The following is a 24,801-nucleotide window of genomic DNA, read 5'->3' as shown; positions in this document are numbered from 1 at the left end:
CAAGCGCCTATCACGACACAACTGAGCCGCGAAAATGGTCGTGGTCAGAAACGGACAGGAGAAGTCGTGATGCGTGTTTTCGTTACCGGAGCGACCGGATTCGTCGGTTCTGCCGTCGTTCAAGAACTCATCGGCGCCGGCCATCAGGTGCTCGGCCTCGCCCGCTCGGCGGCGTCGGCCAAGTCGCTTGCAGCCACCGGAGCCGAGGTGCATCGAGGTGACCTCGAAGACCTCGAAAGCCTCAGCAGGGGCGCAGCGGCAGCTGATGGAGTGATCCATACCGGCTTCAACCACGACTTCTCGAAATTCGCGCAAAATTGCGAGATGGACCGGCGCGCCATCGAGGCCTTGGGCGGTGCACTCGAAGGCTCCGAGCGGCCCCTGCTCGTCACCTCCGGAACCGCGCTCCAGGCGCGGGGCCGTATCGCGACCGAGGAAGATGCGCCTGTCCCCTCTTCCGCTTCGTATCCCCGCGCCTCCGAAGCGACAGCCGCCGCGCTGGCGGCACGCGGCGTGCGCGCGTCGGTTGTGCGCCTCCCTCCGTCGGTCCATGGCCACGGCGACCACGCCTTCGTTCCTATTCTCATCGACCTCGCTCGCAAGAAGGGCGTGTCGGCCTATATCGGCGAAGGGCTCAATCGCTGGCCTGCCGTGCATCGGTTCGATGCCGCCCGCGTTTACCGGCTTGCGCTCGAGCATGGAGCCTATGGCGGGCGATATCACGCGATCGCCGAAGAAGGCGTGCCGTTCAAGGACATCGCCGGCGTGATCGGCCGGCGCCTGAACGTGCCGGTCGTCGCCAAGTCCGCGGAAGAAGCCGCCGATCATTTTGGCTGGTTCGCGATGTTCGCGGCGATGGATGTCCCAACCTCGAGCGAGCGGACTCGCGCGCTGCTGGGGTGGGCGCCGAGCGGACCCGGGCTCATCGCCGATATCGACCAGCCGGGCTATTTCGAAGGCTGAACGGATCACTTAGCTGCGGTGCCCTTGCGCCGCAGCTACGGCCTCGCGCTTCGGCCGGGCGGCAAACCTATCCCAATTGCCCCAGCACCGGAAAATTCTCGAGCAACCAATAGGACACCGCCTGCACGCCGCCGGTCAGGAAAAACACGCCGGCGACCACCAGCAACGCGCCGATGGCCTTTTCGACGCGGCCGAGATGGACGCGGAATTTCCCAAGAAAGCGCATGAAGGCGCCTGAAAACAGCGCCGCAACGAGGAAGGGAATACCGAGGCCGAGCGAATAGGCGGCAAGCAGCAGCGCGCCCTCGCCCACCGTCTCGCGGCCGCCGGCAAGCGTCAGAATCGGCCCCAGCACCGGGCCGATACAGGGCGTCCAGCCAAAGGCGAAGGCCAGGCCCATGACATAAGCGGCGATCAGGCTGGCCGGCTTGCCTTGTGACTGGAAGCGCGCCTCGCGTGAAAGCAAAGGGATGCGCAGTACGCCGAGGAAATTCAGCCCCATCAGGATGATCAGCACGCCGGCCGCCATTGCCAGCGGCTCCTGCCAGACTCGCAGCAGATGGCCGATGGTCGAGGCGCCGGCGCCGAGCGCGACGAAGACGGTCGAAAAACCGAGCACGAAGGCGATGGAGGAATTAACCAGCGCGCCTCGCGCACCGGCCTTTGCCGCAATGCCGGCCTCGCCGCGGAAATCGTCGACCGACACGCCGGCCATATAGCACAGGTAAGGCGGCACCAGCGGCAGCACGCAGGGTGACAGGAACGAAATCGCTCCCGCCCCGATCGCACTGACATAGCCGACGTCCAATGCCATTTCCGTCTCCCGATGACTGCGCAGCCATATAGCCGCGACAACGGCCGTCCGCCAATCACCATCGCGTGGCCCCATCACATTGGGTAGCAAGTCGACGCCCGCCCGGGAAGAAAGGGCAGCCAGGCAGCGTTGATCAAACGAAGCTGCGTTGTTCCGCGCGCTCTTCGAATGATCCAGGGAGAAGTCCATGAAAACGATCGCAATTGGCATGGCCGCGCTTTTGCTCGGCACCACGGCGTCCTTGGCCGCCGAGGCGTGGAAGGAAGCAGAGGTCGGCGGCACCAAGATCTACACCGACGCCAGCGGCATGACGCTCTACACCTACGACAAGGACGAGGCGGGTAAGTCGAACTGCTACGACAAATGCGCCGCCAATTGGCCGCCGCTGAAGGCTGACGCCAACGCCAAGGCCGAGGGCGAGTGGACGATCGTCGACCGCACCGACGGCACCAGGATGTGGGCCTACGAAGGTAAGCCGCTCTACACGTTCATCAAGGACAAGAAGGCCGGCGACGTGACCGGCGAGGGTGTCGGCGGCGTCTGGCATATCGCCAAGGCCGACTAGGCCTTGAGCTTCTAATCGGCTGTAACAGGCAATAACACGGCTGGTCGCTGGGAACTCGACCCAACCGCCCCGGCGGCCAGCTTTTCAGCACGGTACTTCCTTGCGACTGTCCGAGCAAAATGCCGGGCAAGCGATTGCGCGCTTTACAGCATCTGTTCAAGCAGGGCTGGCGCGTGCTCCATGTTTCTCTTATATCCGCGGGAGAGTTTGTCCCGTTCTCCAGGATCAATTGCCGGGTTTGTCCAGCGATAGGCTGCTCATTTCCCTTGTCCAGGATTGCGGAAATCGCATGGCGCGCCGTTGGGTTGCGCATTCGGTACAGGGCCGCATTTTGACTGCTTGGCCTTGACCGGATGCAAAAGCGCGGCCATGTGAGCGACACATTGAACGAGATTTCGTCGCGCGCAGCGGAATTCTTCTGCCGCATCACAACTGATATGAGACCGTATGGACGTCGTCGTCGTCGAATCGCCGGCCAAGGCGAAGACAATCAACAAGTACCTCGGCAAGAACTACAAGGTTCTGGCCTCGTTCGGCCATGTCCGCGATCTGCCGGCCAAGGATGGCTCGGTGCGTCCGGATGAGGACTTTGCCATGTCCTGGGCCGTCGACACCGCGTCTGGAAAGCGTCTCGCCGATATCGCCAAGGCGGTCAAGGACGCCGACGGGCTGATCCTCGCCACCGATCCGGACCGCGAGGGCGAAGCGATCTCCTGGCATGTCCTGGAAGTGCTGAAGCAAAAGCGCGCATTGAAGGACAAGCCGGTCAGCCGCGTCGTCTTCAACGCCATCACCAAGGCGTCCGTGCTGGAGGCGATGGCCAATCCGCGCCAGATCGACGCGCCGCTGGTCGATGCCTATCTCGCTCGCCGCGCGCTCGACTATCTGGTCGGCTTCACGCTGTCGCCCGTGCTGTGGCGCAAGCTGCCCGGCGCCCGCTCCGCCGGCCGCGTCCAGTCGGTGGCGCTGCGTCTGGTCTGCGACCGCGAATCCGAGATCGAGCGCTTCATCCGCGAGGAATACTGGCAGGTCGCCGCCATTCTCGGTACGCCGCGCAAGGATAATTTCGAGGCGCGGCTGACCGCCTTCGAGCGCAAGAAGCTGCAAAAGCTCGACATTTCCAACAAGGCGCAGGCCGACGACATCAAAGCGATGCTCGAAGGCGCCAGCTTCAAGGCGGCGTCTGTCGAAGCGAAGCCGACCAAGCGCAATCCCGGGCCGCCCTTCACCACCTCGACGCTGCAGCAGGCAGCCTCATCGGGTCTCGGCTTTTCGGCCAACCGCACCATGCAGGTGGCGCAGCGGCTCTATGAGGGCATGGAGATCGGCGGTGAGACCACCGGCCTGATCACCTATATGCGGACCGACGGCGTGCAGATGGCACCGGAGGCGATCTCTGCCGCACGCGATGCGATTGCCAAGGAATTCGGCCCTAAATACCTGCCTGAAAAGCCGCGCTACTATTCCGCCAAGGCCAAGAATGCCCAGGAGGCGCACGAAGCGATCCGTCCGACCGATTTCATGCGCACGCCGGCTTCCGTCAAGCAGTATCTCGACGCCGACCAGGCGCGGCTTTACGAGATGATCTGGAAACGCGCCATCGCCAGCCAGATGCAGCCGGCCGAGATAGAGCGCACTACGGTCGAGATAGAGGCAGTCAACGGCCCGCGCACCGCCGAGCTTCGCGCTGTAGGCTCGGTTGTTCGCTTCGACGGCTTCCTTGCCGCTTACATCGAGCAGAAGGAAGAAGATTCGGAAGACGAGGAAAGCCGCCGCCTGCCCGAGATTCGTGCCGGCGAGCAGCTCACACGCGAGGCGATCAACGCCACCCAGCACACCACCGAGCCGCCGCCGCGTTATTCGGAAGCTTCGCTGATCAAGAAGCTGGAAGAGTTGGGCATCGGCCGGCCGTCGACTTATACGGCGATCCTGAAGACGCTCGAGGATCGTGACTATGTCACCATCGACAAGCGCAAGCTGGTGCCGCAGGCAAAGGGCCGGCTATTGTCGGCCTTCCTCGAAAGCTTCTTCGAGCGTTATGTCGAGTACGACTTCACCGCTTCGCTGGAGGAAAAGCTCGACGAGATTTCCGACGGCAAGCTCGCATGGAAGGACGTGCTGCGCGATTTCTGGAAGGATTTTTCCGGCGCCGTCGCCGACATCAAGGAGTTGCGCGTCACCGACGTCCTCGATGCATTGAACGAGGAACTGGCGCCGCTGGTCTTTCCCGCGCGGGAAGACGGTTCGAACCCGCGCATCTGTCCGAAATGCGGCACCGGCAACCTGTCGCTGAAGCTCGGCAAGTTCGGCGCCTTCGTCGGCTGTTCGAACTATCCCGAATGCTCCTTCACCCGCCAGCTCGGCGACGCCGCCAATCCCAATGGCGAGAACGGCGGTGGTGAAGACGGCACCAAAGTGCTCGGCAAGGACCCCTATACCGCCGAGGAGATCACGCTGCGCAATGGCCGGTTCGGCCCCTATGTCCAGCGCGGCGACGGCAAGGATGCCAAGCGCTCCAGCCTGCCCAAGGGCTGGACGGTCGATTCGATCGATCACGAAAAGGCGCTCGCCTTGTTGTCGCTGCCGCGCGACGTCGGCAAGCATCCGGAATCCGGCAAGATGATTTCGGCCGGGCTGGGGCGCTACGGGCCGTTCGTGCTGCATGACGGCACCTACGCCAATCTCGACAGCATCGAGGACGTGTTCTCGATCGGCCTCAATCGCGCCGTCTCGGTGATCGCCGAGAAGCAATTGAAGGGCAAAGGCGGCCGCAATGGCGGCACAGCCGCTGCGCTCAAGGAACTAGGCGATCATCCTGCCGGCGGCGGCAAGATAGTCGTGCGCGACGGCAAATACGGGCCTTATGTGAATTTCGGCAAGGTCAATGCGACGCTGCCGAAGGGCAAGGATCCGCAATCGGTGACGATCGAGGATGCGGTGGCGCTCATTGCGGAAAAGGAAGCCAAGGGCGGCAATGGCGCCAGGAAGCCCTTCCGCAAAGCGGCCGCGCCTGCGAAGAAATCGGTTGCGGCCAAAAAACCGGCGGCCAGGAAAAAGGGATAGGACGGGTTGGCGCGCAAAGTCTCCGGAAGAAGCCACGGCGATCTGCGCACCGCCGATACCCGTGCCAAGGTCAGGGACAATTACCGGCCTTCACGCGACGAGATACTGCGTTACATCGCCGAAAATCCGGACCGCGCCGGAAAACGCGACATCGCCAAGGCGTTTGCGCTGCGCGGCGAAGACCGTATCTGGCTGAAGGACGTCTTGCGCGACCTGCAGGATGAAGGCCTGCTGACCAAGGAGCGCAAGCGGCTTGCCCGTGTCGGCGCGCTGCCCCACGTCGCGGTGCTCGACATCTTCGGCCGTGACGCCGACGGTGTGCTGCTGGCGCACCCGACCGAAGCGATTGGCAATGGCGAACCTCCGGTCATAGCGATCCGCGTGTCGCGCGGCGGCAATGGCCCGACGCCGGGCATCGGCGACCGCGTGCTGGCCAAGACCTTTCCGACCGACGATCCGGCAGGCCCGGCCTATACCGGCCGGGTGATGAAGATATTCGAGAAGCGCACCGATGCGGTTCTCGGCGTTTTCCGTGTGCTGAAGGACGGCACGTTCCGCATCGAGCCGGTGGAAAGGCGTCAGCCGGAGCTGGTCGTCGACAAGGAATTCCAGAACGGCGCCAAGAACGGCGACCTGGTCGAGGTCGAGCCGGCACGGGCCTCGCGCTACGGGCTGCCGCGAGCCAAGGTTCTGGCGGTGTTGGGGTCGCTGACCAGCGAAAAGGCGGTCTCGATGATCGCTATCCACGCACACGACATTCCGCATATTTTCCCCGCCGACGTCATCGCCCAGGCGGAGGCGGTCAAGCCGGCGTCGCTTGCCGGCCGCGAGGATTGGCGCGAGCTGCCGCTACTCACCATCGATCCGGCCGACGCCAAGGATCATGACGACGCGGTGTTCGCCATGCCCGACACCGACGAGAAGAACGCCGGCGGCGTGGTTGTCACCGTCGCCATTGCGGATGTCGCTGCATACGTGCGCTATGCCACGGCGCTCGATCGCGAAGCGCTGAAGCGCGGCAATTCGGTCTATTTTCCCGACCGAGTCGTACCGATGCTGCCGGAGCGCATCTCGAACGACCTCTGTTCACTGCGCGAGGGCCAGGATCGTCCGGCGATAGCGGTGCGTATGACTTTCTCGGCCGATGGCCACAAACTCAGACACTCCTTCCATCGCGTCATGATGAAGTCGGCGGCGAAACTCGCCTATCAGCAGGCGCAAGCGGCGATCGACGGCGCACCGGATGACACGACTGGCCCGATCCTCGATACGGTGCTGAAGCCGCTATGGGACGCCTACGCGATCCTGAAGCGCGGCCGCGACACGCGCCAGCCGCTTGAGCTCGATCTGCCCGAGCGCAAGATCCTGCTCAAGCAGGACGGCACCGTCGACAAGGTCGTCGTGCCGGAGCGGCTCGACGCGCACAAGCTGATCGAAGAGTTCATGATCCAGGCCAATGTCGCCGCCGCCGAGACACTCGAGGCGAAGCGCCAGGCGCTGGTCTACCGCATCCACGATGCGCCTTCGCTCGCCAAGCAGGAATCGCTGCGTGAATTCCTGCAGACGCTCGGCCTGTCGCTGGCGCGCGGCGCGCAAATGCGGCCGAACCAGTTCAACGGCATCCTCGCTCGCGTGCGCGGCGCCGACAATGAGGGGCTGGTCAACGAAGTGGTGCTGCGCTCGCAGAGCCAGGCCGAATATTCGCCCGCCAATATCGGCCATTTCGGCCTCAACCTGAAGCGCTACGCGCATTTCACCTCGCCGATCCGTCGCTATGCCGACCTCATCGTGCATCGTGGGCTGATTGCCGCACTCGGCCTTGGTCCGGGGGGCCTGACGCAGGACGAGGCGGAGCGGCTGGAAGAGGTCTCGGCCCTGATTTCGGCGACCGAGCGGCGCGCGATGGCCGCCGAGCGCGACACGGTCGACCGGCTGATCGCCGCCTATCTCGCCGAGCGCATCGACGACCGTTTCGACGCCCGCATCTCGGGCGTCACCAAATCGGGCCTGTTTGTCCAATTGCCGCAGTACGGCGCGGATGGCTTCATTCCGGTTTCAACCCTGGGCGGCGACTACTATATATACGACGAAACTGCTCGATCGCTTTTCGGAGAACGCACCGGCAAGGGCTATCAGCTTGCTGATCGCGTCGAGGTTCGCCTGATCGAGGTGGCGCCGATGGCCGGCGCGATGCGTTTCGAGATGCTGACCGAGCCAAAGCCGCTGCCCGGCTCCAAACGGTCGTTCCAAAAGGCCAAAGGCCGCGCCCGGGCGTTGCAATCGCGTCCAGGCTCGCGCGGCAGGAGACGGTAATGCCAACAGAACTGCAGGTGGAAGAACGGATTTTCGGTGGCGAACATCACTCGGGCCGGACCGCCCGGCCGCTATGGACGGCAATGAAGCGCGGCATGCTCGGCCGCTGCCCGCATTGCGGCGAGGGCAAGCTGTTTCGCGCCTTCGTCAAGACCGTCGACAAATGCGATCATTGCGGCGAGGAGCTCCACCACCATCGCGCCGACGACCTGCCGGCCTATCTCGTGGTCGTCATTGTCGGCCACATCGTGCTCGGGGCCTTCATGGGTGTCGAGGCGACCTCGACGCTGTCTACCTGGCAGCACATCGCCATCTGGGTGCCATTGACCATCATTCTGGCCGTCGTCCTGCTGCAGCCGGTCAAGGGCGCTGTCATCGGCCTGCAATGGGCGTTTTATATGCACGGCTTTGGCGGTGAAGAAGATCTGATCGAGTCGCATCCCGAGGCTTGAAACCGAGGCTGGCGCAATCGGCATGGCTGGACGCCACTTTCGCATCGGAGAAGATTCCGCTAGGTCGACCGCATGGACGTTATGACCAAGGCGGAAGTCGACAAGGTTGAGCGGATCGCGCTCGAGGCCAAGCCTATACGCCCGCGCGACGCCGCGACGCTGATCCTGCTCGACCGCAAAGGCGACGAATTCCTGGTGCTGATGGGTCGCCGCCACGCCGGTCATGCCTTCATGCCGGGAAAATTCGTGTTTCCCGGCGGCCGCACCGATCCGGCCGACAGCCGCATCTCGACAGCCACCGCACTTCATCCCGAGGAAGAGGCGAGATTGACCGCTGGCATCGGTCGCACCAGCCCGGCTCGCGCCCGCGCCATTGCCTTGTCGGCAATCCGCGAAACCTATGAGGAGGCCGGCCTGCTGATCGGTCAAAAAGGCGTGTTCGTAACCGCCAGGCGCGACTGGCAGGGCTTTGTCGAACACGGCGTCATCCCATCACTGCAAGCGCTGCGCTTCGTCGCACGCGCCATCACCCCGCCCAACCGGGTGCGCCGCTTCGATACGCGCTTTCTCGCCGCATGGCGCGACGATGTCGCCGTTGAACTGCCGGGTGGCGGTCCGACCGACGAGTTGGAAGACGTCGTTTGGCTGCCGCTGGCCAAGGCCCGGCAAGCCGATATTCCAGACATCACGCGCACGGTCCTGGAGGAGCTGGAAACCCGGCTCGCCCGGGATCCGCTGCTGAGCCCCGGCGGTCCCGTGCCGTTCTACCGGCTTGTCCGCAATCGCTTCGTCCGCGAAATTCTCTAGAGCAGCCAGGCATTCCATGACAGTCGATATCCAGCCGCAGGGCAAGGAACGCGTACACTGGCTGCCGATGGTCGCGGCGATCTCGTCGATCAGCGTCGTCGGCATTGCCATCGGCCTTGGCATGCCGCTGCTCAGTGTGATCCTGGAAACGCGTGGCCATTCCGCGTCGATGATCGGTCTCAACACCGCGGTCGCCGGCCTCGCTTCGATCGCCGGCGCGCCGCTCGCCACTCCGCTCGCCATGCGGTTCGGGGTTGCCTGGACGATGCTTGCCATGATCGCCGCCGGGGCGCTGGCCTTTGTCGGTTTCCATTTCGCGCCAGCTTTCTGGATGTGGTTTCCGCTGCGCGTGCTGCTGCATATCGCGCTGACGGTGCTGTTCATCCTGTCGGAATTCTGGATCAGCACCTCGGCGCCGCCACACCGGCGCGGACTGGTCCTCGGCATCTATGCCACGGTGCTGTCTCTCGGCTTTGCCGCCGGGCCATGGCTGTTCGCCCATCTCGGCAGCAGCGGTTTCCTGCCCTTCGGCGTCACCATCGCGCTGGTAACACTGGCTGCCATACCGGTTCTGGCGGCGCGCAACGAAAGCCCAACGATCGTCTCCGACGGCGAAACCAGCAATTTCCTGCGTTACATCTGGCTGGTGCCGACGGCGACCGCCGCCGTGCTGGTGTTCGGCGCGGTCGAGACCGGCGGCTTTGCACTGTTCCCGGTCTACGGTAGCCGCATCGGCTACTCAGAGGCGGACGCCGCCCTTTTGCTCACCATGATCGGGCTTGGCAATGTGCTGTTGCAGATCCCGATCGGCATGATCAGCGACCGCGTCAGCGACCGCCGCTATCTGCTGATGGCTTGTGCCACTGTCGGGCTTGCCGGCACGGTCTTCATGCCGTTCTTCGCGCAGAACTGGCATTTGATGGCAGCGCTTCTGTTCATCTGGGGCGGTGTGGTCGCCGCTATGTATACAATCGGTCTTGCTCACCTCGGCTCCCAGCTTTCCGGCCACGAACTGGCCTCCGCCAACGCCGCCTTCGTGCTTTGCTACGGCGTCGGCATGGTGCTTGGCCCGCAGGCAATCGGCATCGGCATGGACGCTTTCGGGCCGTCGGGCTTCGGTTGGGCGCTCGGCCTGTTCTTCGCCTGCTATATCGTGCTGGTCGGCACCAGGCTGCTCCGCAAAATCCTCTGAGTCGGCCCAGCTGCCGACATCGCTCCCACTGCTGACCAACTACTGACACAACCATGTCAGGAGGGCTCGAGTATATGCTCCCCCAAAGTGCATTAGCAGGGAGACCTCGGATGATCGACAGTGGCTTTGAAACGAAATCGCTGCGGATGGAATTGCTGCTGCTGGTGACCTTTCAGGCACCGGCAGCCGATGTCGACCGCATCATGGAGGCGGTGGTCGCGATCGTACCGCTCGGAATGGGCAAATATGACAGCAATGCTTTCCAGTCGGCGGACGGCATCGAACGCTACCGGCCGCTTGAAGGTGCCGCCGCCGGCGCCGAGACGGAATTGCGCAGGCGGTCGGGCACTGTCGAGGTGTCGTTCGAACTGCCCGACGACCAGAAGCTCGCCGCACGCGTCATCGAAGCGATTTATCAGGTTCACAGCTATCAGGAACCGGTGATCCGCATTCAGCCACTGCTTGCCAGCCGCTCCAAGGGTCTCGACGACCGCGCCAACCCGAACCGCTGGTGGAACACGACGGGAGACTGGAAGAAGGCGTTGCAACCGGAAACCGTCGCGGCGGAGTGACCGGAACCTGGTCGTCTCTCGGTTTGAATTTGGCTGTCAGGAAGCCTGCCGATGAATGATGAAGCAGACCGCAAACCGGCAAGCGATCCCCAGGACCTGGCGCGGCTATTGGTTTCTCGCGAGCAAGCGGAGACGCGGAAGGAATGGCTGCTCTTTACGAACCCGGTGCCATCCTCGATACCGGCAACGGGCGGTTGGCCTGCGGCAGAGATGCCATCCGCCGATTTTACGCCAAGTTGGTGGCAGCGGGACGAAAGTTTGATCTCGGAGATCAGCGTCCGGCTATCATCAACAGGGATTTGGCGCTCACTTCCACGCGCCTTGCCGATGGCACCGTTACTGCGGAAATCGCTCGCCGGCAAGGTGACGGGAACTGGCTTTGGGTGATCGATCAGCCGTCCATCGCTCGATACTCATAGCCAGCATTCAAACTGAGACGCCACCCGGAGGACGGCCGGAGGCACACAGGAGCCTCCCGCGGCTGTCGGCACCCAATCAAATTGTCGGGTTTTGGTAGCACATCAATGTCCGCTTCGTCCCCAGCCTCCATCGGCTGGCAACAAACCCGGACAACTCATGTGCCACCTAATCCGGACAACTCATCTGCTTACGACACAGAACCTGGACAAGGGTTGACTTTCCGGGCGCGTTCTTTATGTGTCGCGGCAAGTTTCCCGCGTCCGGGTGTTTTCCCCGTGCTCCAGCGGCCAAAACTCCACGAACATTTAACGGACGAACATCATGGCCAAAGCCGCAAACATCAAGATCAAGCTTCTGTCGACCGCCGACACCGGTTTCTTCTACGTGACCAGCAAAAACAGCCGCACCAAGACGGACAAGCTGTCGTTCCGCAAATACGACCCGGTCGCCAAGAAGCACGTCGAATTCAAGGAAACCAAGATCAAGTAATCGGGTTTTCTCTCGCAGTACCGAAACGCCGCCTTCCGGGCGGCGTTTTTCATTTCGGGATGCAGGATTAGCCGATGCGATCGCCGCTTGCCGGATCGAACAGATGGAGCGATGCCGGATCAGCCGACAGGCGCACGGCCTCACCCGGCTTCACGCTGGCCCGGCCCATGGCAAACACGCAGACCTGCTGGCCGGCAAGCCTGGCATAGAACTGGGTGGACAGGCCGAGCGGCTCCACGACACCCACCTCGCCTTTCAGCGCGCCATTGTCGGCGAGCCGGATATGCTCGGGCCGCAAGCCGACGGTGATCGTATCGCCATCCCTGAGCGGCAGGCCGTCTGGCAGCCTCAGCTTCTGGCCGTCGGCCAGGATGGCATCCGGCTTGGCGCCCTTTTCAACCACGGCAGGCAGAAAATTCATGCCGGGCGAGCCGATGAACCCGGCGACGAACATGTTGACCGGCCGGTCGTACAGATCGAGCGGCACACCGACCTGCTGGACGAGGCCGTCATGCATGACGACGATGCGGTCGGCCATTGTCATCGCTTCGGTCTGGTCGTGGGTGACATAGACCGAAGTGGTCTTCAATTGCTGGTGCAGCGCCTTGATCTCGGCACGCATGTGAACGCGCAGCTTGGCATCGAGGTTCGAAAGCGGCTCGTCGAAGAGAAAGACCTTCGGGTCGCGCACGATGGCACGGCCCATGGCGACGCGCTGACGCTGGCCGCCAGACAATTGCCGCGGCAGGCGCTGCAGAAACGCATCGAGCCCGAGCCGCTTGGCGGCACTGTCCACCCTTGCATCGATCGCCGGCTTGCCGGCCTTTCTCAGCATCAGGCTGAAACCCATGTTCTTCGATACGTCCATGTGCGGATAGAGCGCGTAGGACTGGAATACCATGGCAATGTCGCGGTCCTTTGGCGCAATGTCGTTGACCAGGCGCTCACCAATATGGATTTCGCCGTCGGAGACCTCCTCCAGCCCGGCGATCATACGCAGCAGTGTCGATTTCCCGCAGCCGGACGGGCCGACCAGAACGACGAACTCGCCGTCGGCGATTTCGAGATCGACCGCGTGCAGAACGCGCACGGCTCCATAGTCTTTGCGGACTTTGTCGAGTGTAACGGAGGCCATCGATCTATCCCTTGACGGCGCCGGCGGTAAGGCCGGTGACGAGGTAGCGTTGCAGGAAGGCAAAGAAGACGCAGACCGGGATCAGCGCCAGGATGGAAGCAGCCATCATCTGTCCCCAGTCGACCGCGAATTTGCCGATATAGGTGAGCAGGCCGACCGCGAAAGTCTTCTGGTCGTCGCTGGAAATCAGCATCAGCGCAAACAGCAACTCACTCCACGCGGCGGTAAAGACGAAGCCGAGCGTCGCGCCCATGCCGGGCAGCGTCAGCGGCACGATCACCTTGCGCATCGCCTGCAGGCGCGTGCAGCCGTCGATCATGGCTGCCTCTTCCAGGTCTCGCGGGATGCCGTCGAAGAAAGATTGCATCAGGAAGGTCGCAAAGGCCGTATTGAACGCGGTGTAGATGATGACGAGGCCGGTCAGGCTGTTGATGAGGCCGATCTGCCCCATGATGCGGTAGATCGGCGGAATGACCATCACCAGCGGAAAAGTCTGGGTGAGCAAAAGCAGGATGGCCAGGGTCGCCTTGCCGCGGAAGGAAAATCGCGAAATGGCGTAGCCGGCCAGCGTGGCAATGACCGTTACGAAGGCTGCCGTCGACACCGAAACGATAACGCTGTTCAGGAAATAGCGCGGAAAATCGGTGGCTTCGAGCACGGTGACGAAGTTCTGCAGCGTCGTTTGCGACGGCCAGAAAGTGATGCCTTCGGAATAGAGCAGCCGCTCCGGCGTGACCGAGATCTTCAACGTCCAGAAGATCGGGAACAGCGCGAAGGCCATATAGGCGGCGATGGCGCCGTAAAGGCCGATGCCGCCGAGAATGCGCGAGGAGACGGAGCGTCCGGCAATCATCAGACGTGCCTCACCAGCGAACGGCGGATGCCGATAAGCGCAACCGCATAGACAATGAGCAGCACAAGCAGCAGGACCGCCACTGCGGAGGCATAGCCTTTGTCCAGCGACTTGAACGCGCTGACATAGATATAGACCGGCACTGTGGCGGTCGAACCGGCAGGCCCGCCTTCGGTCATGACGAAGATCAGGTCGGCGAATGTCGCGATCCATATGGTGCGCAGCATGACGGTAATGACGATGGTCGGCGCCAGGAACGGCAGCGTCACCTTGGTGAAGCGCTGCCACGGCGAGGCGCCGTCGATCGCCGCCGCCTCATGCAGTTCTGACGGGATCGACTTCAACGCCGCCAAAAGCGTGATGGCAAAAAAGGGAATGCCGAACCAGACATTGGCGACGATCGGCCCCCACATGGCTGTCGAGGGATCGGAGAGCACGTTGGTTGGCTCGGCTTTCAGCCCCAAGGCGTAGAGCCAATGCGGCAGCGGCCCGATGATCGGGTTGAACAGCCAGGCCCAGGTCAGGCCCGAGAGGAAGGACGGTACCGCCCAAGGCAGGAACACCACGGCCTGCACGATCTTTCTGCCCCGGAACGGCGTATCGAGCAGCAGCGCCAAGCCAAGTCCAAGGAAAAATTGGAAGAACAGGCTGGCTGCCGTCCACCACAGCGTGTTGACGAGCGCCTGCCCGAGCACGGGATCCGGCAGCATCGCCTGATACTGCCCAAGCCCGACATATTCGGATTTGAAAGCGGAGAATTTGCGGAACGAGTAGCCGACACCGATAACCAGCGGCACCAGGAGCACGACGACCAGCAGCGCGATCGCCGGGCTGAGATAGAGCCAAGGCTCGATCGCGGCATGGGATAGCCGCTTCTTTCGTGGCCTGCCGGCGGATCGGATTTCGGACACGGCATAGGTCATTGGTACTTGATCGTCTCCTGGGTAAGCACGGGCTGGCGACAGCGCCTTCCCCGTTTACGGGGAGATGCCGGTCCACCCTCCGCAGCTGCAGCGCAGCTGCTGCGGAGGACGGGCAGGCGGATGAGAGGCAACACGAGCCACGACGGATTGGCGCCGCCCCTCATTCGTCACGTCGTGACACCCCCTCCCCGTGAACGGGGAGAAGGAACAAAAGCTATTTTTTGTTCTTGGCCAGCCAGTCCTGCTGTTCCTTGGTCAGGAACTTGGCCCATTCGTCGGCCACGTCCTTGGCCGCCTTCTGACCAAGCAGCACTTCCTGAAAATTCTTGATCGCCACCTGGTCGACGAAATTGCCGAGATTTTCCAAATGCGTCGGAGGCGTCACCATCTCGTATTTGTCGCCGTTGTTCAGTTCCTCGAACCAGCCTTTGAACTGCTCGGTCCTGAAGTGGGCGTCCTGGTCGGCGCCGTTGTGGATTGGAATGACGCCGACTTCCTTTGCCCATTCCAGATTGTCCTTGGGCGACAACAGCGTCGCCATCAGCTTCCATGCATCGTCCTTGTGCTGGGAATTGGCGAACATCGCCCAGCCGGCATAACCGAGCGTCGGATAGGATTTGCCGCTCGGCCCGACCGGCATCGGCGCCACGGCGAAGTCGTCGGCGCTCATCTTGTCGGCGATGCCGAGCAGCGCGTCGGGATCCTGGTTCAGCATGGCGCAGGTGCCGCTGTAGAAGCCGGTGACGGTCTCGTTAAAACCCCAGCTCACCGCATCTTTCGGCGCCAGGCCGTTCTTGTACATGTCGGCGAGCATCTGCAGGCCCTTGACCGAGCCTTCCTCGTTGATGGTCGAGGTGCCGTCCTCGTTGAAATAGCCGCCCTTGCCGGCGGCGATGTTCATGAACATATGCATGCCGTTGAAGGCGCCCGGGCCGCCGCGCAGGCAGTAGCCGTATTTGCCCGGTATCGCCGAGATCTTCTTGGAGTCCTCGACGAATTCATCGAGCGTCGCCGGCGGACCGTCCAAGCCGGCCTCCTTGAACAGCTTCTTGTTCCAGAACAGCGCGTTCAGGTAATAGCCGTAAGGGATGATGTACTGCTTGTTATCGACCGTCGAGCCGAACTGCTTGGCACGCTCGCCCAGCGTTTTGGCATCGTCCCATTTGGCCATGTATGGCCCGAGATCCTCGAGCTGGCCGTTGGTCGCATAGAGACCCATCCAGCGTTCCGGCATCTCGACGATGTCGGGCGTGTCGCCGGCCTGCACCATGGTAAGGAACTTCTCGAACGCCTGGCCCCAGGGCAGCGATACCAGCTCGACCTTGACACCCGGATTGGCCGCCTCGAATTCGGCGATCTGCTTCTTGAGGAATTCGGTACGCGGCGGGCTGGTGATGACCTCGACCATCTTGACCGTGGAATCGGCCAGCACGCTGCCGGCGGAAATCGCCAGACCCGCGACGGCACCAAGAAGAATGCTCAGTTTTTTCATGTTCAGCACTCCCATTTTGAACGGCTCCTTTATCTTTTTGCTCTGTCGAAGGCCTGGGCAACATCCGCCCACAGGTCTTCGACACTTTCCAATCCGACACTGAAGCGGATGGTTCGTGGGCTGACGCCGAAGCGCGCCATCGAATTCAGGCCCGGCGTCTGCTCGAGCGAGGCCTTTGCCGGAACGACCAGGCTCTCATGGCCGCCCCAACTGACGCCGATGCGAAAGAGTTTCAGGGCATCGACGAAAGCCGGGATGTCGACGTCTTCCGTCACTTCGAACGAGAACAGCCCGGCATAGCCGGCAAGCGTCGCCTTGCCTGGATGGTTGGAATAGGCCGGGTGGTTGACCCGCTCGACATGGTCATGCGCTTTCAGCCGTTCGGCGATGGTCAGCCCGCTCTTCATGTGATGCGGCAACCGCAGCGGCAATGTGCGCAGGCCACGCAGCAACAGCCAGGCCTCGAAAGGCGAAAGTTTGCCGCCGAGATAGGAATAGGTCTGCTCGTTGATCTGTCGGATATGGGCGGCCGAACCGGCCACCACACCGGCGACGGTGTCGCTGTGGCCGCCGAGATATTTCGAGGCCGAATGCAGCACCAGGTCGACACCGTGCGAAATCGGCTTCTGGAACACCGGCGTCGCCCAGGAATTGTCGATCGAGGTGATGATGCCCTGCTCTTTGGCCAGCCGCGCCAGCTGGGTTATGTCCTGGAGCTCGAACATCATCGACGTCGGGCTTTCCAGGTAGAGCAGCTTGGCGCCGGGAAGTGCTGCCGCGACCGCGTCCGGATCCGAACCGTCGACATAGTCGACCTTGATGTTGAGCCGTGGCAAAAGCCGTTCGAACAGCCGGTAGGCATCGCCGTAGCAATTGCGCACGACAACCATGCGCTCACCGGCACCGACGAAAGCAAGCACCGTGGCGCTGATCGCCGCCATGCCGCTGGAAAAGCCGCGCGCGGCCCCCGCGCCTTCGAGAGCGGCGACACGCGCCTCGAACTCCATGACCGTCGGGTTGTCGCCGCGCGAATAGATCGGCTGACGTCGCCTGCCGGCGAATGTGTCGGCCATCTCGGAATAGTTGGCGAAGGTGAAGAGCGAAGTCTGGTAGATCGGCGGGACCACCGCGCCGCCGGGGAAAGGCTCGTCATGGGCGAGAAGCGTCGCTGCCTCGGCGAGATAGTCGTTTTCGAAACCGGCGGGATGATCGCTCATTTCTGGCCTGAAAGTTCGAGTTTGGCCGCGCCGCGCTTCAGATCGTCCTCGACGGTGGCGATCAGCTTGAGCGCCTCGGCCCGGGCCCCCTCCGGATCGTGCGCGGCGATGCGTTCGTAGATGGTGCGGTGGTAAGGAAAGCTGGCGTGGCCGAAATCACGCACGCCGAGCGGATGCTCCCAGAAACGATGGAACAGTTCGTGCATGGCGGCGATGATCTGCTCGAACAGCGGATTGCCGGAACTGCGGTAGATCGACTGGTGGAATTCCCAGTCCTCCTCCGCCGACATCCCGGCGCGAGTGTGGAAGGCCTGCTCCATAATGTCGAGCTTGCGCCCGATCTCGACGAGATCTGCCTGGCCCGCGCGGACGGCGCACAGGGCGGCGGCTTCCGCTTCCAGCGCGCGGCGGATTTCCAGCGTCTGCATCAGGCTGGTGAAATCATTGCCGCCGGCCAGCGTCAGCGGCATGTGCAGCATGTCCAGCGAGACCACTCCCTTGAGATAGGTGCCGCTGCCTTGCCGCCGTTCGACCAGGCCGAGCCCTTCCCAGCGCGTCAACGCCTCGCGCACGGTGTTGCGGCTCACCTTGAGGCGCTCGGCGAGGATGCGTTCGGTCGGCAGTCTCTGGCCGGGCCCGAGGGCTTCCCGCATCACAAAGCCGGCCAGCGCCTTGAGCACCGCGTCGTCGCGAGCAGTTGCCTGTATGGGGGAAAGGCCGAATTCGGTCATGCCAACGGGTCCCAAATGGCTCAATGGTCCAACCAATTTCTGCATAGAAGACAGGCCCTGTCAATCGACTGCGGGCGCATACGCCCTGCCAGCCGGCTATTTCAAAGGGCGCGCTGTCGCTGCCGCAACAAAAACCAAGCGTTTTCCGGGTCTTGGCGTAGAATCCTGATGTGTTCTGAAAATTGGGGGCCGGCCGGCGTTTGGCAGCGGTACGAGGAGGCCACTATGTGCCAGCGCCGGCCGGCCGACCCCACGGACCCAGGAGATGCGGCGGACCTGAGCATCATGGGGTATTCTTCGGGTCGAACCGGCGATCTAGCCTCGTGCCGGTTACGTCTAAGGGCTGCACATTTGCGCAACAACTTATGGAAATCAACCGTTTCTTAACCAACCCTCGCAAATCGCTTGGATTAAGGTAAATTCGTAACCTTGTCGCGTTGACCCGGCAATTGGTGTTCGGTGCTAAGCCGCCTTGGCGACGACGCGATTGCGGCCGCCGCTCTTGGCTTCGTAGAGCGCAAGGTCGGCGCGTTTCATTAGCGCGGAGACCGTGTCCACCCCTTTCAGCACCGACGAAACGCCGACGCTGACGGTGACTTCGACGGCTTTGCCTTCGGCGCCGACGGGAAACGGCAGTTGGGCGATTTCGGCGCGAATGCGCTCGGCGACCTTTTCGGCCACCGCGCCGTCGGTGTCCGGCATCACCACGACGAACTCCTCGCCGCCGAAGCGGCAGGCTAGGTCGATGCCGCGCACATTCTTGCGCAGCCGCCGCGCGAATTCGCGCAGCACGTCGTCGCCGCCGTCATGGCCATGCGCGTCATTGATGCTCTTGAAGCGGTCCAGATCGGTGATCATCACCGACAGCGGCCGGCGCCGTGCCACGGCGCGGTCGAACAGCGTCTGCAGATGGCTGTCGAGATAGCGCCGGTTGTGCAGGCCGGTCAGGGCATCGGTCACCGCCATCTCGATGGTCTGGGTGACGCTGGCGCGAAGCTGGTCGTTGTAGCGCTTGCGGCGCACCTGCGTACGCAGCCGCGCGGTCAGCTCCTGCTGGTCGATCGGCCGCATCAGATAATCATTGATGCCGAGTTCGAGGCCGCGGATGATACGCCCCTCCTCGCCCTCGTCCGCCAGAAGGATGATCGGCAGGAAACGGGTGCGATCGAGCGAGCGCAATTGCGAGCAGAGCCTCAGCGGGTCGAAATCGGCGAAGGCCGTCGAGATCATCACGCATTCATACGGCTGCTCGGCGGCCTGGAAGAAGCCGGCATGCGGATCGTTGGCGACGTCGAGATCGGCACTGCCGCGCAGCATCTTCTGGATGCGCTCGAACGAGGATTTGCGCTCGTCGACCAGCAGCACCTTCGGCACCGCATCGTCGGCAGCGAAGTTGCGGCTCAAAAGCTCCTCGATGCCGATATTGCGTGTCGTCGAGGCGCGCAGCCGCAGCTCGTCGGTCAGCGATTTCAGCCTGACCAGGCTCTTGACGCGCGTCATCAACTGCAGATCGTTGACCGGCTTGGTCAAAAAATCGTCGGCGCCGGCCTCGAGGCCGCGCACCCGGTCCGAAACCTGGTCGAGCGCGGTGATCATCACGACAGGGATGTGCGATGTCGCCGGGTCGCCCTTCAGCCGCCGGCAGACCTCGAACCCGTCCATGTCGGGCATCATCACGTCGAGCAGCACGACGTCGACCTTGCCGTTCTCGCAGATCTCGATCGCGTCCGGCCCGTTGGTGGCGGTCAGGACCTCGAAATATTCGGCGAGCAGCCGAACCTCCAGCAGCCTGACATTTGCTGGGATGTCGTCGACGACGAGGATCCGCGCGGTCATTTCACAAAGCTCCGGCTCGGCTGGAAAGATACATCAGGCATCGCCCAGGTAGGATTTGATGGTTTCGATGAAACGCGGCACCGAGATCGGCTTGGAGATATATGCCTCGCAGCCGCCCTGGCGAATGCGCTCCTCGTCCCCCTTCATCGCGAAGGCGGTGACGGCGATGACCGGGATGACGTGGAGATCATCGTCCTCCTTCAGCCATTTGGTGACCTCGAGGCCCGACACTTCCGGCAGCTGGATGTCCATCAGGATGAGGTCCGGCCTGTGCTGCCGCGCCAGATCCAGCGCTTCCAGGCCGTTGCGTGTGCGCACCGTCTCATAGCCGCTCGCTTCGATGAGGTCGCGAAAGAGCTTCATGTTGAGCTCGTTGTCTTCGACGATCATAACCTTCTTTGGCATCGATTTCCCGTCCCGGCTGGCCTTCCACTCGAAGGGTGCCGTCATGCGCCCCTTGTCGGCACGCACCAAACCTGTTCCCACTATACGGCAATATGATTGACGAAACGGAAACCGGCCGCCCTAAAAGCGTTCGGATTCCAGGTCGGCGAGCTTGCTGCCGGCGACACTTGCCGCTACTGCGAAAACAGAACGATTCCGCCCATGAAGGAAGGTAGCGATGGCAAACGCAGCGTCAATGCGCGAGGAAGCGGAAACCATTGCCGTAAAGGCGTTGGGCTTCGTCGCCGCCGATCCGGAACTTCTGCCCCGCTTCCTGGCGATCACCGGCATCGAAGCCCATTCCATCCGCCAGGCGGCGGGCGAGCCGGGATTCCTGGCCGGCGTGCTGCAGTTCATCCTTGCCCACGAGCCGACGCTGATGCGTTTTTCCGAGGAGACCGGAACGCCGCCCGCCGCAGTCGGCAAGGCATTGCGGGCGCTGCCGCTCGGCGACGACAATCATGAGCATTCGATATAAGCGGCGATCCCGAGACAGATCGCCGCGGCGAAAATCGTGAGTGCACTCGGGCTTTGACGCCGGCAGCGAAAGTCATAAGACAAGCAATTCCAGGAAAAGTGTGAAACGGTTTTCCGTCCGGAATTGCGCAAAAAACAAAGACATGGAGCGGTTCAGCGTTTCCGTGAAACGATGAACCGCTCAAGCTCGGCGCTTAGGGTTTCAACTTCGCCCCTGCCCCGCCATTGTCATTCTCGCCCGAGCCATGATCCGGAACGGTAGCCTTGCTTGGGTCCATGATGGGGTTGTCCTGAACGGCATCGGCCGGCTTCAGCATGGCGCCGTTGACCGTGACCGAACCGTCTGCCTTAGCGTTGACGACCCATTCCAGTCGACCATCCGGCAGTGCCTTGCCGAACCCTTTGACAGCGAGTGCGAACGGAAAATACTGTGCCGCTTCCGGTTCGGTCTTGGCCGCCGTCTGCAGGGCCTCCACGATCTTGTCATAGCCCGCGACATCGATGGTCATGCTCGCGTCGGGCTTCTTGCCGGGGAACGTCATTTCACCTTCCATGGCAATCTCGATGTTGCCGTTCTTGATCGTGCTGTGTCCGAGAATGGCCTTTGGCGTCTTGGCCAGGAAATCGGCGGAGATCTGGTTGCCGAAATCTGCCGGCAGCGGTGGATCCTTGCTGAAATCAAGGGTTTCGATGGTTTTCTTCGCCATGCTGTCCAGATCGATGTTGGCGCCGCCGAAGTTGAGGTCGATATCCGTCGGCAGCAACGCAACGCTCCAGCTGGGCAGCACCTGCTGTGGTATTGTCAGGCCGGAAACCTTGAACGCGTAGTTGATCTTGCCGTCCTTGGCGATGCCGTCCATGCCGACGGCGGTATTCAGTTGCGTCGCACCGAACTTGCCCACCGGGCTCTCCACCACAAAGTCCTTGAAGCCGTAGGTGCCGTCGATCCGCTCCCACAATGGCAGTGCTGCCGTCAGAAGCGATTTGAACTCCGCCTCATCCGCCTTGAATTTGGCTGCATCATCAGTCGCCACAATGAAAGCAAGCAGGTCGAGCAGCGGCTTTGTCCGCATGCCCTTGCCCGTCGCATCCACCGCCGCGTGCGGCGATTTGACATTGTATAAGAATTTCAGACCGCTCTTGGGATCGTCCAGTCTGACGGTTTCGGCAAAGGCGGTCATTGTCTGTGAATACGCAAAATCTATGCCGCCATTCGCTGATTTCGTCGCGCTCATGCTGCCAGCGCCGCCATCCGCAGAGGCTTCCACATTCTGCAGCGGGCTTTTTACACTCATCGTGACGCCCGAAGTGGAACCCGAGGCGTTCACAAAGGCCGCCAGATCGGGGTCATAGATAGCGGTGAACTTGTTGTTTGAAATGGAAAAGTCGATGTGCTGCGGCCCCTCCGGACCGACGAAATCAACAGACCCCTTCGGGGACACGTCCGCCGAAACGTCCCAGTGTCCATCTTTGCGCGGCTTCGCCAGAACGAAGTAAGGCGTGACGTCGAACTTGAAGGCTTGCTGCTTTGCCATCAAATCCGTGACTGGCTTGAAGTCGAAAGCGAGCTTGTAGGCATCGCCGTCGACTGAAATTTTGACGAACCCGATATCGAACAGCTTCTTGCCGATGTAGTGCGCCAGATCGTCGGAAAGCTGCTTCGCGCCTTGCCTGTCGACCGCTTGGCCGAAGGCAGGCGCGCTGAGCGCGAGAACAAAGACGACTGGCAGGACACGCTTTTCTGCCCTTTCTCATTTCGTAGGGAATTACTATCACAACCGCAAGGCGAGCCGGACGGATCGATGTCGACCGCGGCATTGCCTAAAGCACCAGCCGCACCAGCGGCCGGCCCGGCTTACGTTCGACCAACCGTTGGAACCCGGCCTTTTCGAAGACCCGCGACGAGCCGACGAACAGCCCGATCGAGCGCGAATCCTTCGATAGATCGATCGGGCAGGCTTCGATCAGCCGCGCGCCGTTCTGGCGGGCGAACTCGATGCCGCCCGCGACCAGACGGTGCGACACGCCCCTGCCGCGCGCCTTGGTCCGGATGAAGAAGCAGGAGATCGCCCAGACGCCCGGATCGCTGGCGTCGGCGGGGTCGATCGGCGCCGACCCCCTGCCCTGGTTGTTCCATTCGGGCACGTCGGCGCGCGGGCCGATCTGCATCCAGCCGATCGCCTGACCACCTTCCAAGGCCAGCAGGCCGGGCGGCGGTCCGGCCTCGATCCGCGCCTTGATGTGGTCCTTGTTGCGCTCCCGGTTGCTCGCGCGGCGCGCTGCGGGCGACAGCCGGAAATGTGTGCACCAGCAGCCGTAGCAGGCGCCTTGCCTACCGAAAAGATCTTCGAAATCCGCCCAAAGCTCGGGCACTAGCGGCGCTATGGTCGTATTCATGAGCTCTCTCCCGGCCCACCGCCTTGTCGTGGCGTCCGTCCTGACGTACCATTGCATTTGTTCTCTTTATGTTCGCAGCGATGGCGGCCCCTGTCAACAATCCCGAACACGGTTTTTGCCGCGACTGCCTGAGTTTTCAGCGCAGCGAGGCACGCCGTTGCGAGCGCTGCGGCAGTCCACGGCTCGCCCGCCATCCGGAGCTCTACCGGCTGCGCCTTGCCCATATCGATTGCGACGCGTTCTACGCGGCGGTCGAAAAGCGCGACAACCCGGCGTTGAAGGACCGGCCATTGATCATCGGCGGCGGCAAGCGCGGCGTCGTCTCCACCGCATGCTACATTGCCCGCATCCACGGCGTGCGCTCGGCAATGCCGATGTTCAAGGCGCTCGAAGCCTGCCCGGAAGCGGTGGTCCTGCCGCCGGACATGGAAAAATACGTCCGCGTCGGCCGTGAGGTGCGCGCCATGATGCAGGCGCTGACGCCGCTGGTCGAGCCGCTCTCGATCGACGAGGCCTTTCTCGACCTCGCCGGCACCGAGCGCCTGCATGGCCTGCCGCCTGCGGTGGTCCTGGCGCGCTTCGCACTCGGCGTGGAAAAGGAGATCGGCATCACCGTTTCGGCCGGTCTTTCCTACTGCAAGTTCCTGGCCAAGGTGGCATCGGACTTCCGCAAGCCGCGCGGCTTTTCGGTGATCGGCGAGGCCGAGGCTATCGGCTTCCTGGCCGAGCAGCCGGTGACGCTGATCTGGGGGGTCGGCAAGGCCTTTGCCGCCACGCTCGAGCGCGACGGCATCCGCACCATCGGCCAGTTGCAGCGTGTGGAACGTGGCGATCTGATGCGCCGCTACGGCGTCATGGGCGACCGGCTCTACCGGCTTTCGCGCGGCGAGGACGACCGTCGCGTCGTTCCCGACCAGGACGCGAAAAGCGTCTCGGCGGAAACCACTTTCGATACCGACATCGCCTCCGTCGACGAACTGGTTTCGGTGCTGAGGGCGCTGTCGGAAAAAGTCTCGGCCCGGCTGAAGAAATCCGGAATTGCCGGACGCACCGTCGTCCTCAAGCTGAAGACGCAGGATTTCAGGATCCGCACGCGCAATCGCCAGCTCGGCGATCCAACCCGGCTGGCCGACCGCATCTTTCAGACCGGGCTCGAGCTGCTGCGCAAGGAAGCGGATGGCACGAAATACCGGCTGCTCGGCATTGGCGTCAGCGATCTCTCCGACGATGACCGGGCGGACCCGCCCGATCTGGTCGACGTCCAGTCACGCAAGCGCGCCATGGCCGAAGGCGCCATCGACACGCTGCGCGGCAAGTTCGGCCGCAGGGCGGTGGAAACTGGCTACACCTTCGGCAAGGGCCGCGATGCCCATCCGCCCGAACCGGTCGAGGACTAGTTCCTCTGCACAGAGGTTTTGGTTCTTTGACAGAGCCTGAAAGGGCTGTGGATGGGAGCCTGCCGATCGGGCTGCCAATCTCCAAGGTTGCGATTAGCGATAAGCCACCACGTCTTCGTCATCCCAGGGCGGAGCAGGAGCGAAGCGACGTCGCGGAGACCCTGGGATCCATATGTGGACGGCGCCCTGCCTGCAACGGTTGTTTTGCGTCGTTTTCGATCGCTTGCGTCCATATGTCCGGCCTTTGAG

General features: G+C 62.6%; 23 protein-coding genes. 12 read left to right on the top strand and 11 right to left on the bottom strand.

The window, feature by feature from the left end; genetic code table 11:
- The first annotated feature begins 69 nt into the window (after positions 1–69).
- Positions 70–963 carry an SDR family oxidoreductase gene (locus tag NKJ55_RS03635; RefSeq protein ID WP_352448703.1) on the top strand — a complete coding sequence of 298 codons (894 nt, stop codon included), beginning with the start codon at positions 70–72 and terminating at the stop codon, positions 961–963.
- A gap of 67 nt (positions 964–1,030) precedes the next feature.
- On the opposite strand, the gene NKJ55_RS03630 is transcribed toward NKJ55_RS03635, so the two are convergent.
- Complete coding sequence (locus NKJ55_RS03630; protein ID WP_352448702.1) at positions 1,031–1,777, bottom strand: cytochrome c biogenesis CcdA family protein; 747 nt, start codon at positions 1,775–1,777, stop codon at positions 1,031–1,033.
- 187 nt (positions 1,778–1,964) lie between these two features.
- On the opposite strand from NKJ55_RS03630, the gene NKJ55_RS03625 reads away from it, so the two are divergent.
- The 9 genes from NKJ55_RS03625 (at position 1,965) to rpmG (ending at position 11,650) form a co-directional block, all read left to right on the top strand.
- Entirely contained in the window at positions 1,965–2,342 is a 378-nt protein-coding gene (locus NKJ55_RS03625; RefSeq protein ID WP_352448701.1) for a COG4315 family predicted lipoprotein, read from the top strand.
- Between the two features lie 447 nt (positions 2,343–2,789).
- A complete protein-coding gene (gene topA, locus NKJ55_RS03620) occupies positions 2,790–5,405 on the top strand; it encodes a type I DNA topoisomerase (protein WP_352448700.1) in 2,616 nt (871 codons plus the stop codon).
- 6 nt (positions 5,406–5,411) lie between these two features.
- Positions 5,412–7,718, top strand: a complete 2,307-nt coding sequence (gene rnr, locus NKJ55_RS03615) for a ribonuclease R (protein WP_502904449.1) — start codon at positions 5,412–5,414, stop codon at positions 7,716–7,718.
- On the top strand, positions 7,718–8,170 hold the full coding sequence (locus tag NKJ55_RS03610; protein WP_023679976.1) for a DUF983 domain-containing protein: 453 nt from the start codon (positions 7,718–7,720) through the stop codon (positions 8,168–8,170). The genes rnr and NKJ55_RS03610 overlap by 1 nt, the downstream gene beginning before the upstream one ends.
- Positions 8,171–8,242: 72 nt before the next feature.
- Entirely contained in the window at positions 8,243–8,977 is a 735-nt protein-coding gene (locus tag NKJ55_RS03605) for an NUDIX hydrolase (protein ID WP_352448699.1), read from the top strand.
- 16 nt (positions 8,978–8,993) lie between these two features.
- On the top strand, positions 8,994–10,169 hold the full coding sequence (locus NKJ55_RS03600; protein ID WP_352448698.1) for an MFS transporter: 1,176 nt from the start codon (positions 8,994–8,996) through the stop codon (positions 10,167–10,169).
- A gap of 110 nt (positions 10,170–10,279) precedes the next feature.
- Positions 10,280–10,741: a YqfO family protein gene (locus NKJ55_RS03595; RefSeq protein ID WP_352448697.1), complete on the top strand. Its 462-nt coding sequence runs from the start codon at positions 10,280–10,282 to the stop codon at positions 10,739–10,741.
- A gap of 143 nt (positions 10,742–10,884) precedes the next feature.
- Positions 10,885–11,160 carry a YybH family protein gene (locus NKJ55_RS03590; protein ID WP_352448696.1) on the top strand — a complete coding sequence of 92 codons (276 nt, stop codon included), beginning with the start codon at positions 10,885–10,887 and terminating at the stop codon, positions 11,158–11,160.
- A gap of 322 nt (positions 11,161–11,482) precedes the next feature.
- A complete protein-coding gene (rpmG, locus tag NKJ55_RS03585) occupies positions 11,483–11,650 on the top strand; it encodes a 50S ribosomal protein L33 (RefSeq protein WP_006201775.1) in 168 nt (55 codons plus the stop codon).
- A 67-nt stretch (positions 11,651–11,717) separates the two neighbouring features.
- Here rpmG and NKJ55_RS03580 read toward each other — a convergent pair whose 3' ends face one another.
- From NKJ55_RS03580 to NKJ55_RS03545, 8 genes are all read right to left on the bottom strand, one after another.
- The gene (locus tag NKJ55_RS03580; protein WP_352448695.1) at positions 11,718–12,785 is read right to left on the bottom strand and encodes an ABC transporter ATP-binding protein; all 1,068 of its coding nucleotides are present in this window, start codon (positions 12,783–12,785) and stop codon (positions 11,718–11,720) included.
- Positions 12,786–12,789: 4 nt separating this feature from the next.
- Entirely contained in the window at positions 12,790–13,638 is an 849-nt protein-coding gene (locus NKJ55_RS03575; RefSeq protein WP_352448694.1) for a carbohydrate ABC transporter permease, read from the bottom strand.
- Positions 13,638–14,561 (bottom strand): carbohydrate ABC transporter permease, encoded by a 924-nt coding sequence (locus tag NKJ55_RS03570; protein ID WP_352448693.1) that lies wholly within the window; start codon positions 14,559–14,561, stop codon positions 13,638–13,640. The genes NKJ55_RS03575 and NKJ55_RS03570 overlap by 1 nt, the downstream gene beginning before the upstream one ends.
- 214 nt (positions 14,562–14,775) lie before the next feature.
- Positions 14,776–16,053 (bottom strand): ABC transporter substrate-binding protein, encoded by a 1,278-nt coding sequence (locus tag NKJ55_RS03565; RefSeq protein ID WP_352448691.1) that lies wholly within the window; start codon positions 16,051–16,053, stop codon positions 14,776–14,778.
- Positions 16,054–16,082: 29 nt separating this feature from the next.
- Positions 16,083–17,270 (bottom strand): PLP-dependent transferase, encoded by a 1,188-nt coding sequence (locus tag NKJ55_RS03560; protein ID WP_352448690.1) that lies wholly within the window; start codon positions 17,268–17,270, stop codon positions 16,083–16,085.
- Complete coding sequence (locus NKJ55_RS03555) at positions 17,267–18,001, bottom strand: FadR/GntR family transcriptional regulator (protein WP_023679986.1); 735 nt, start codon at positions 17,999–18,001, stop codon at positions 17,267–17,269. The genes NKJ55_RS03560 and NKJ55_RS03555 overlap by 4 nt, the downstream gene beginning before the upstream one ends.
- Before the next feature lie 462 nt (positions 18,002–18,463).
- Positions 18,464–19,837 (bottom strand): PleD family two-component system response regulator, encoded by a 1,374-nt coding sequence (locus NKJ55_RS03550; protein ID WP_352448689.1) that lies wholly within the window; start codon positions 19,835–19,837, stop codon positions 18,464–18,466.
- A gap of 33 nt (positions 19,838–19,870) precedes the next feature.
- Entirely contained in the window at positions 19,871–20,287 is a 417-nt protein-coding gene (locus tag NKJ55_RS03545) for a response regulator (RefSeq protein WP_348625950.1), read from the bottom strand.
- Positions 20,288–20,459: 172 nt separating this feature from the next.
- Between NKJ55_RS03545 and NKJ55_RS03540 the strand changes: the two genes are divergently transcribed.
- Positions 20,460–20,759, top strand: coding sequence for a DUF3572 domain-containing protein (locus NKJ55_RS03540; protein WP_352448688.1), 300 nt, complete (start codon positions 20,460–20,462; stop codon positions 20,757–20,759).
- Positions 20,760–20,952: 193 nt separating this feature from the next.
- Here the strand turns inward: NKJ55_RS03540 and NKJ55_RS03535 are convergent, their stop codons facing one another.
- Together NKJ55_RS03535 and NKJ55_RS03530 are read right to left on the bottom strand one after the other, a co-directional pair.
- On the bottom strand, positions 20,953–22,293 hold the full coding sequence (locus tag NKJ55_RS03535) for a hypothetical protein (protein ID WP_352448687.1): 1,341 nt from the start codon (positions 22,291–22,293) through the stop codon (positions 20,953–20,955).
- A gap of 286 nt (positions 22,294–22,579) precedes the next feature.
- Entirely contained in the window at positions 22,580–23,155 is a 576-nt protein-coding gene (locus tag NKJ55_RS03530) for a GNAT family N-acetyltransferase (protein WP_352448686.1), read from the bottom strand.
- Positions 23,156–23,223: 68 nt separating this feature from the next.
- Here NKJ55_RS03530 and NKJ55_RS03525 point away from each other — a divergent pair, with 68 nt between their 5' ends.
- On the top strand, positions 23,224–24,552 hold the full coding sequence (locus tag NKJ55_RS03525) for a DNA polymerase IV (protein WP_352448685.1): 1,329 nt from the start codon (positions 23,224–23,226) through the stop codon (positions 24,550–24,552).
- Positions 24,553–24,801: the final 249 nt, after the last annotated feature.

This window comes from Mesorhizobium sp. M0106 (assembly GCF_040322715.1).
Taxonomy (GTDB): Bacteria; Pseudomonadota; Alphaproteobacteria; order Rhizobiales; family Rhizobiaceae; genus Mesorhizobium.
Note: the sequence above shows the minus strand (reverse complement) of the source record. Positions and strands in the feature narration are given on the sequence as shown.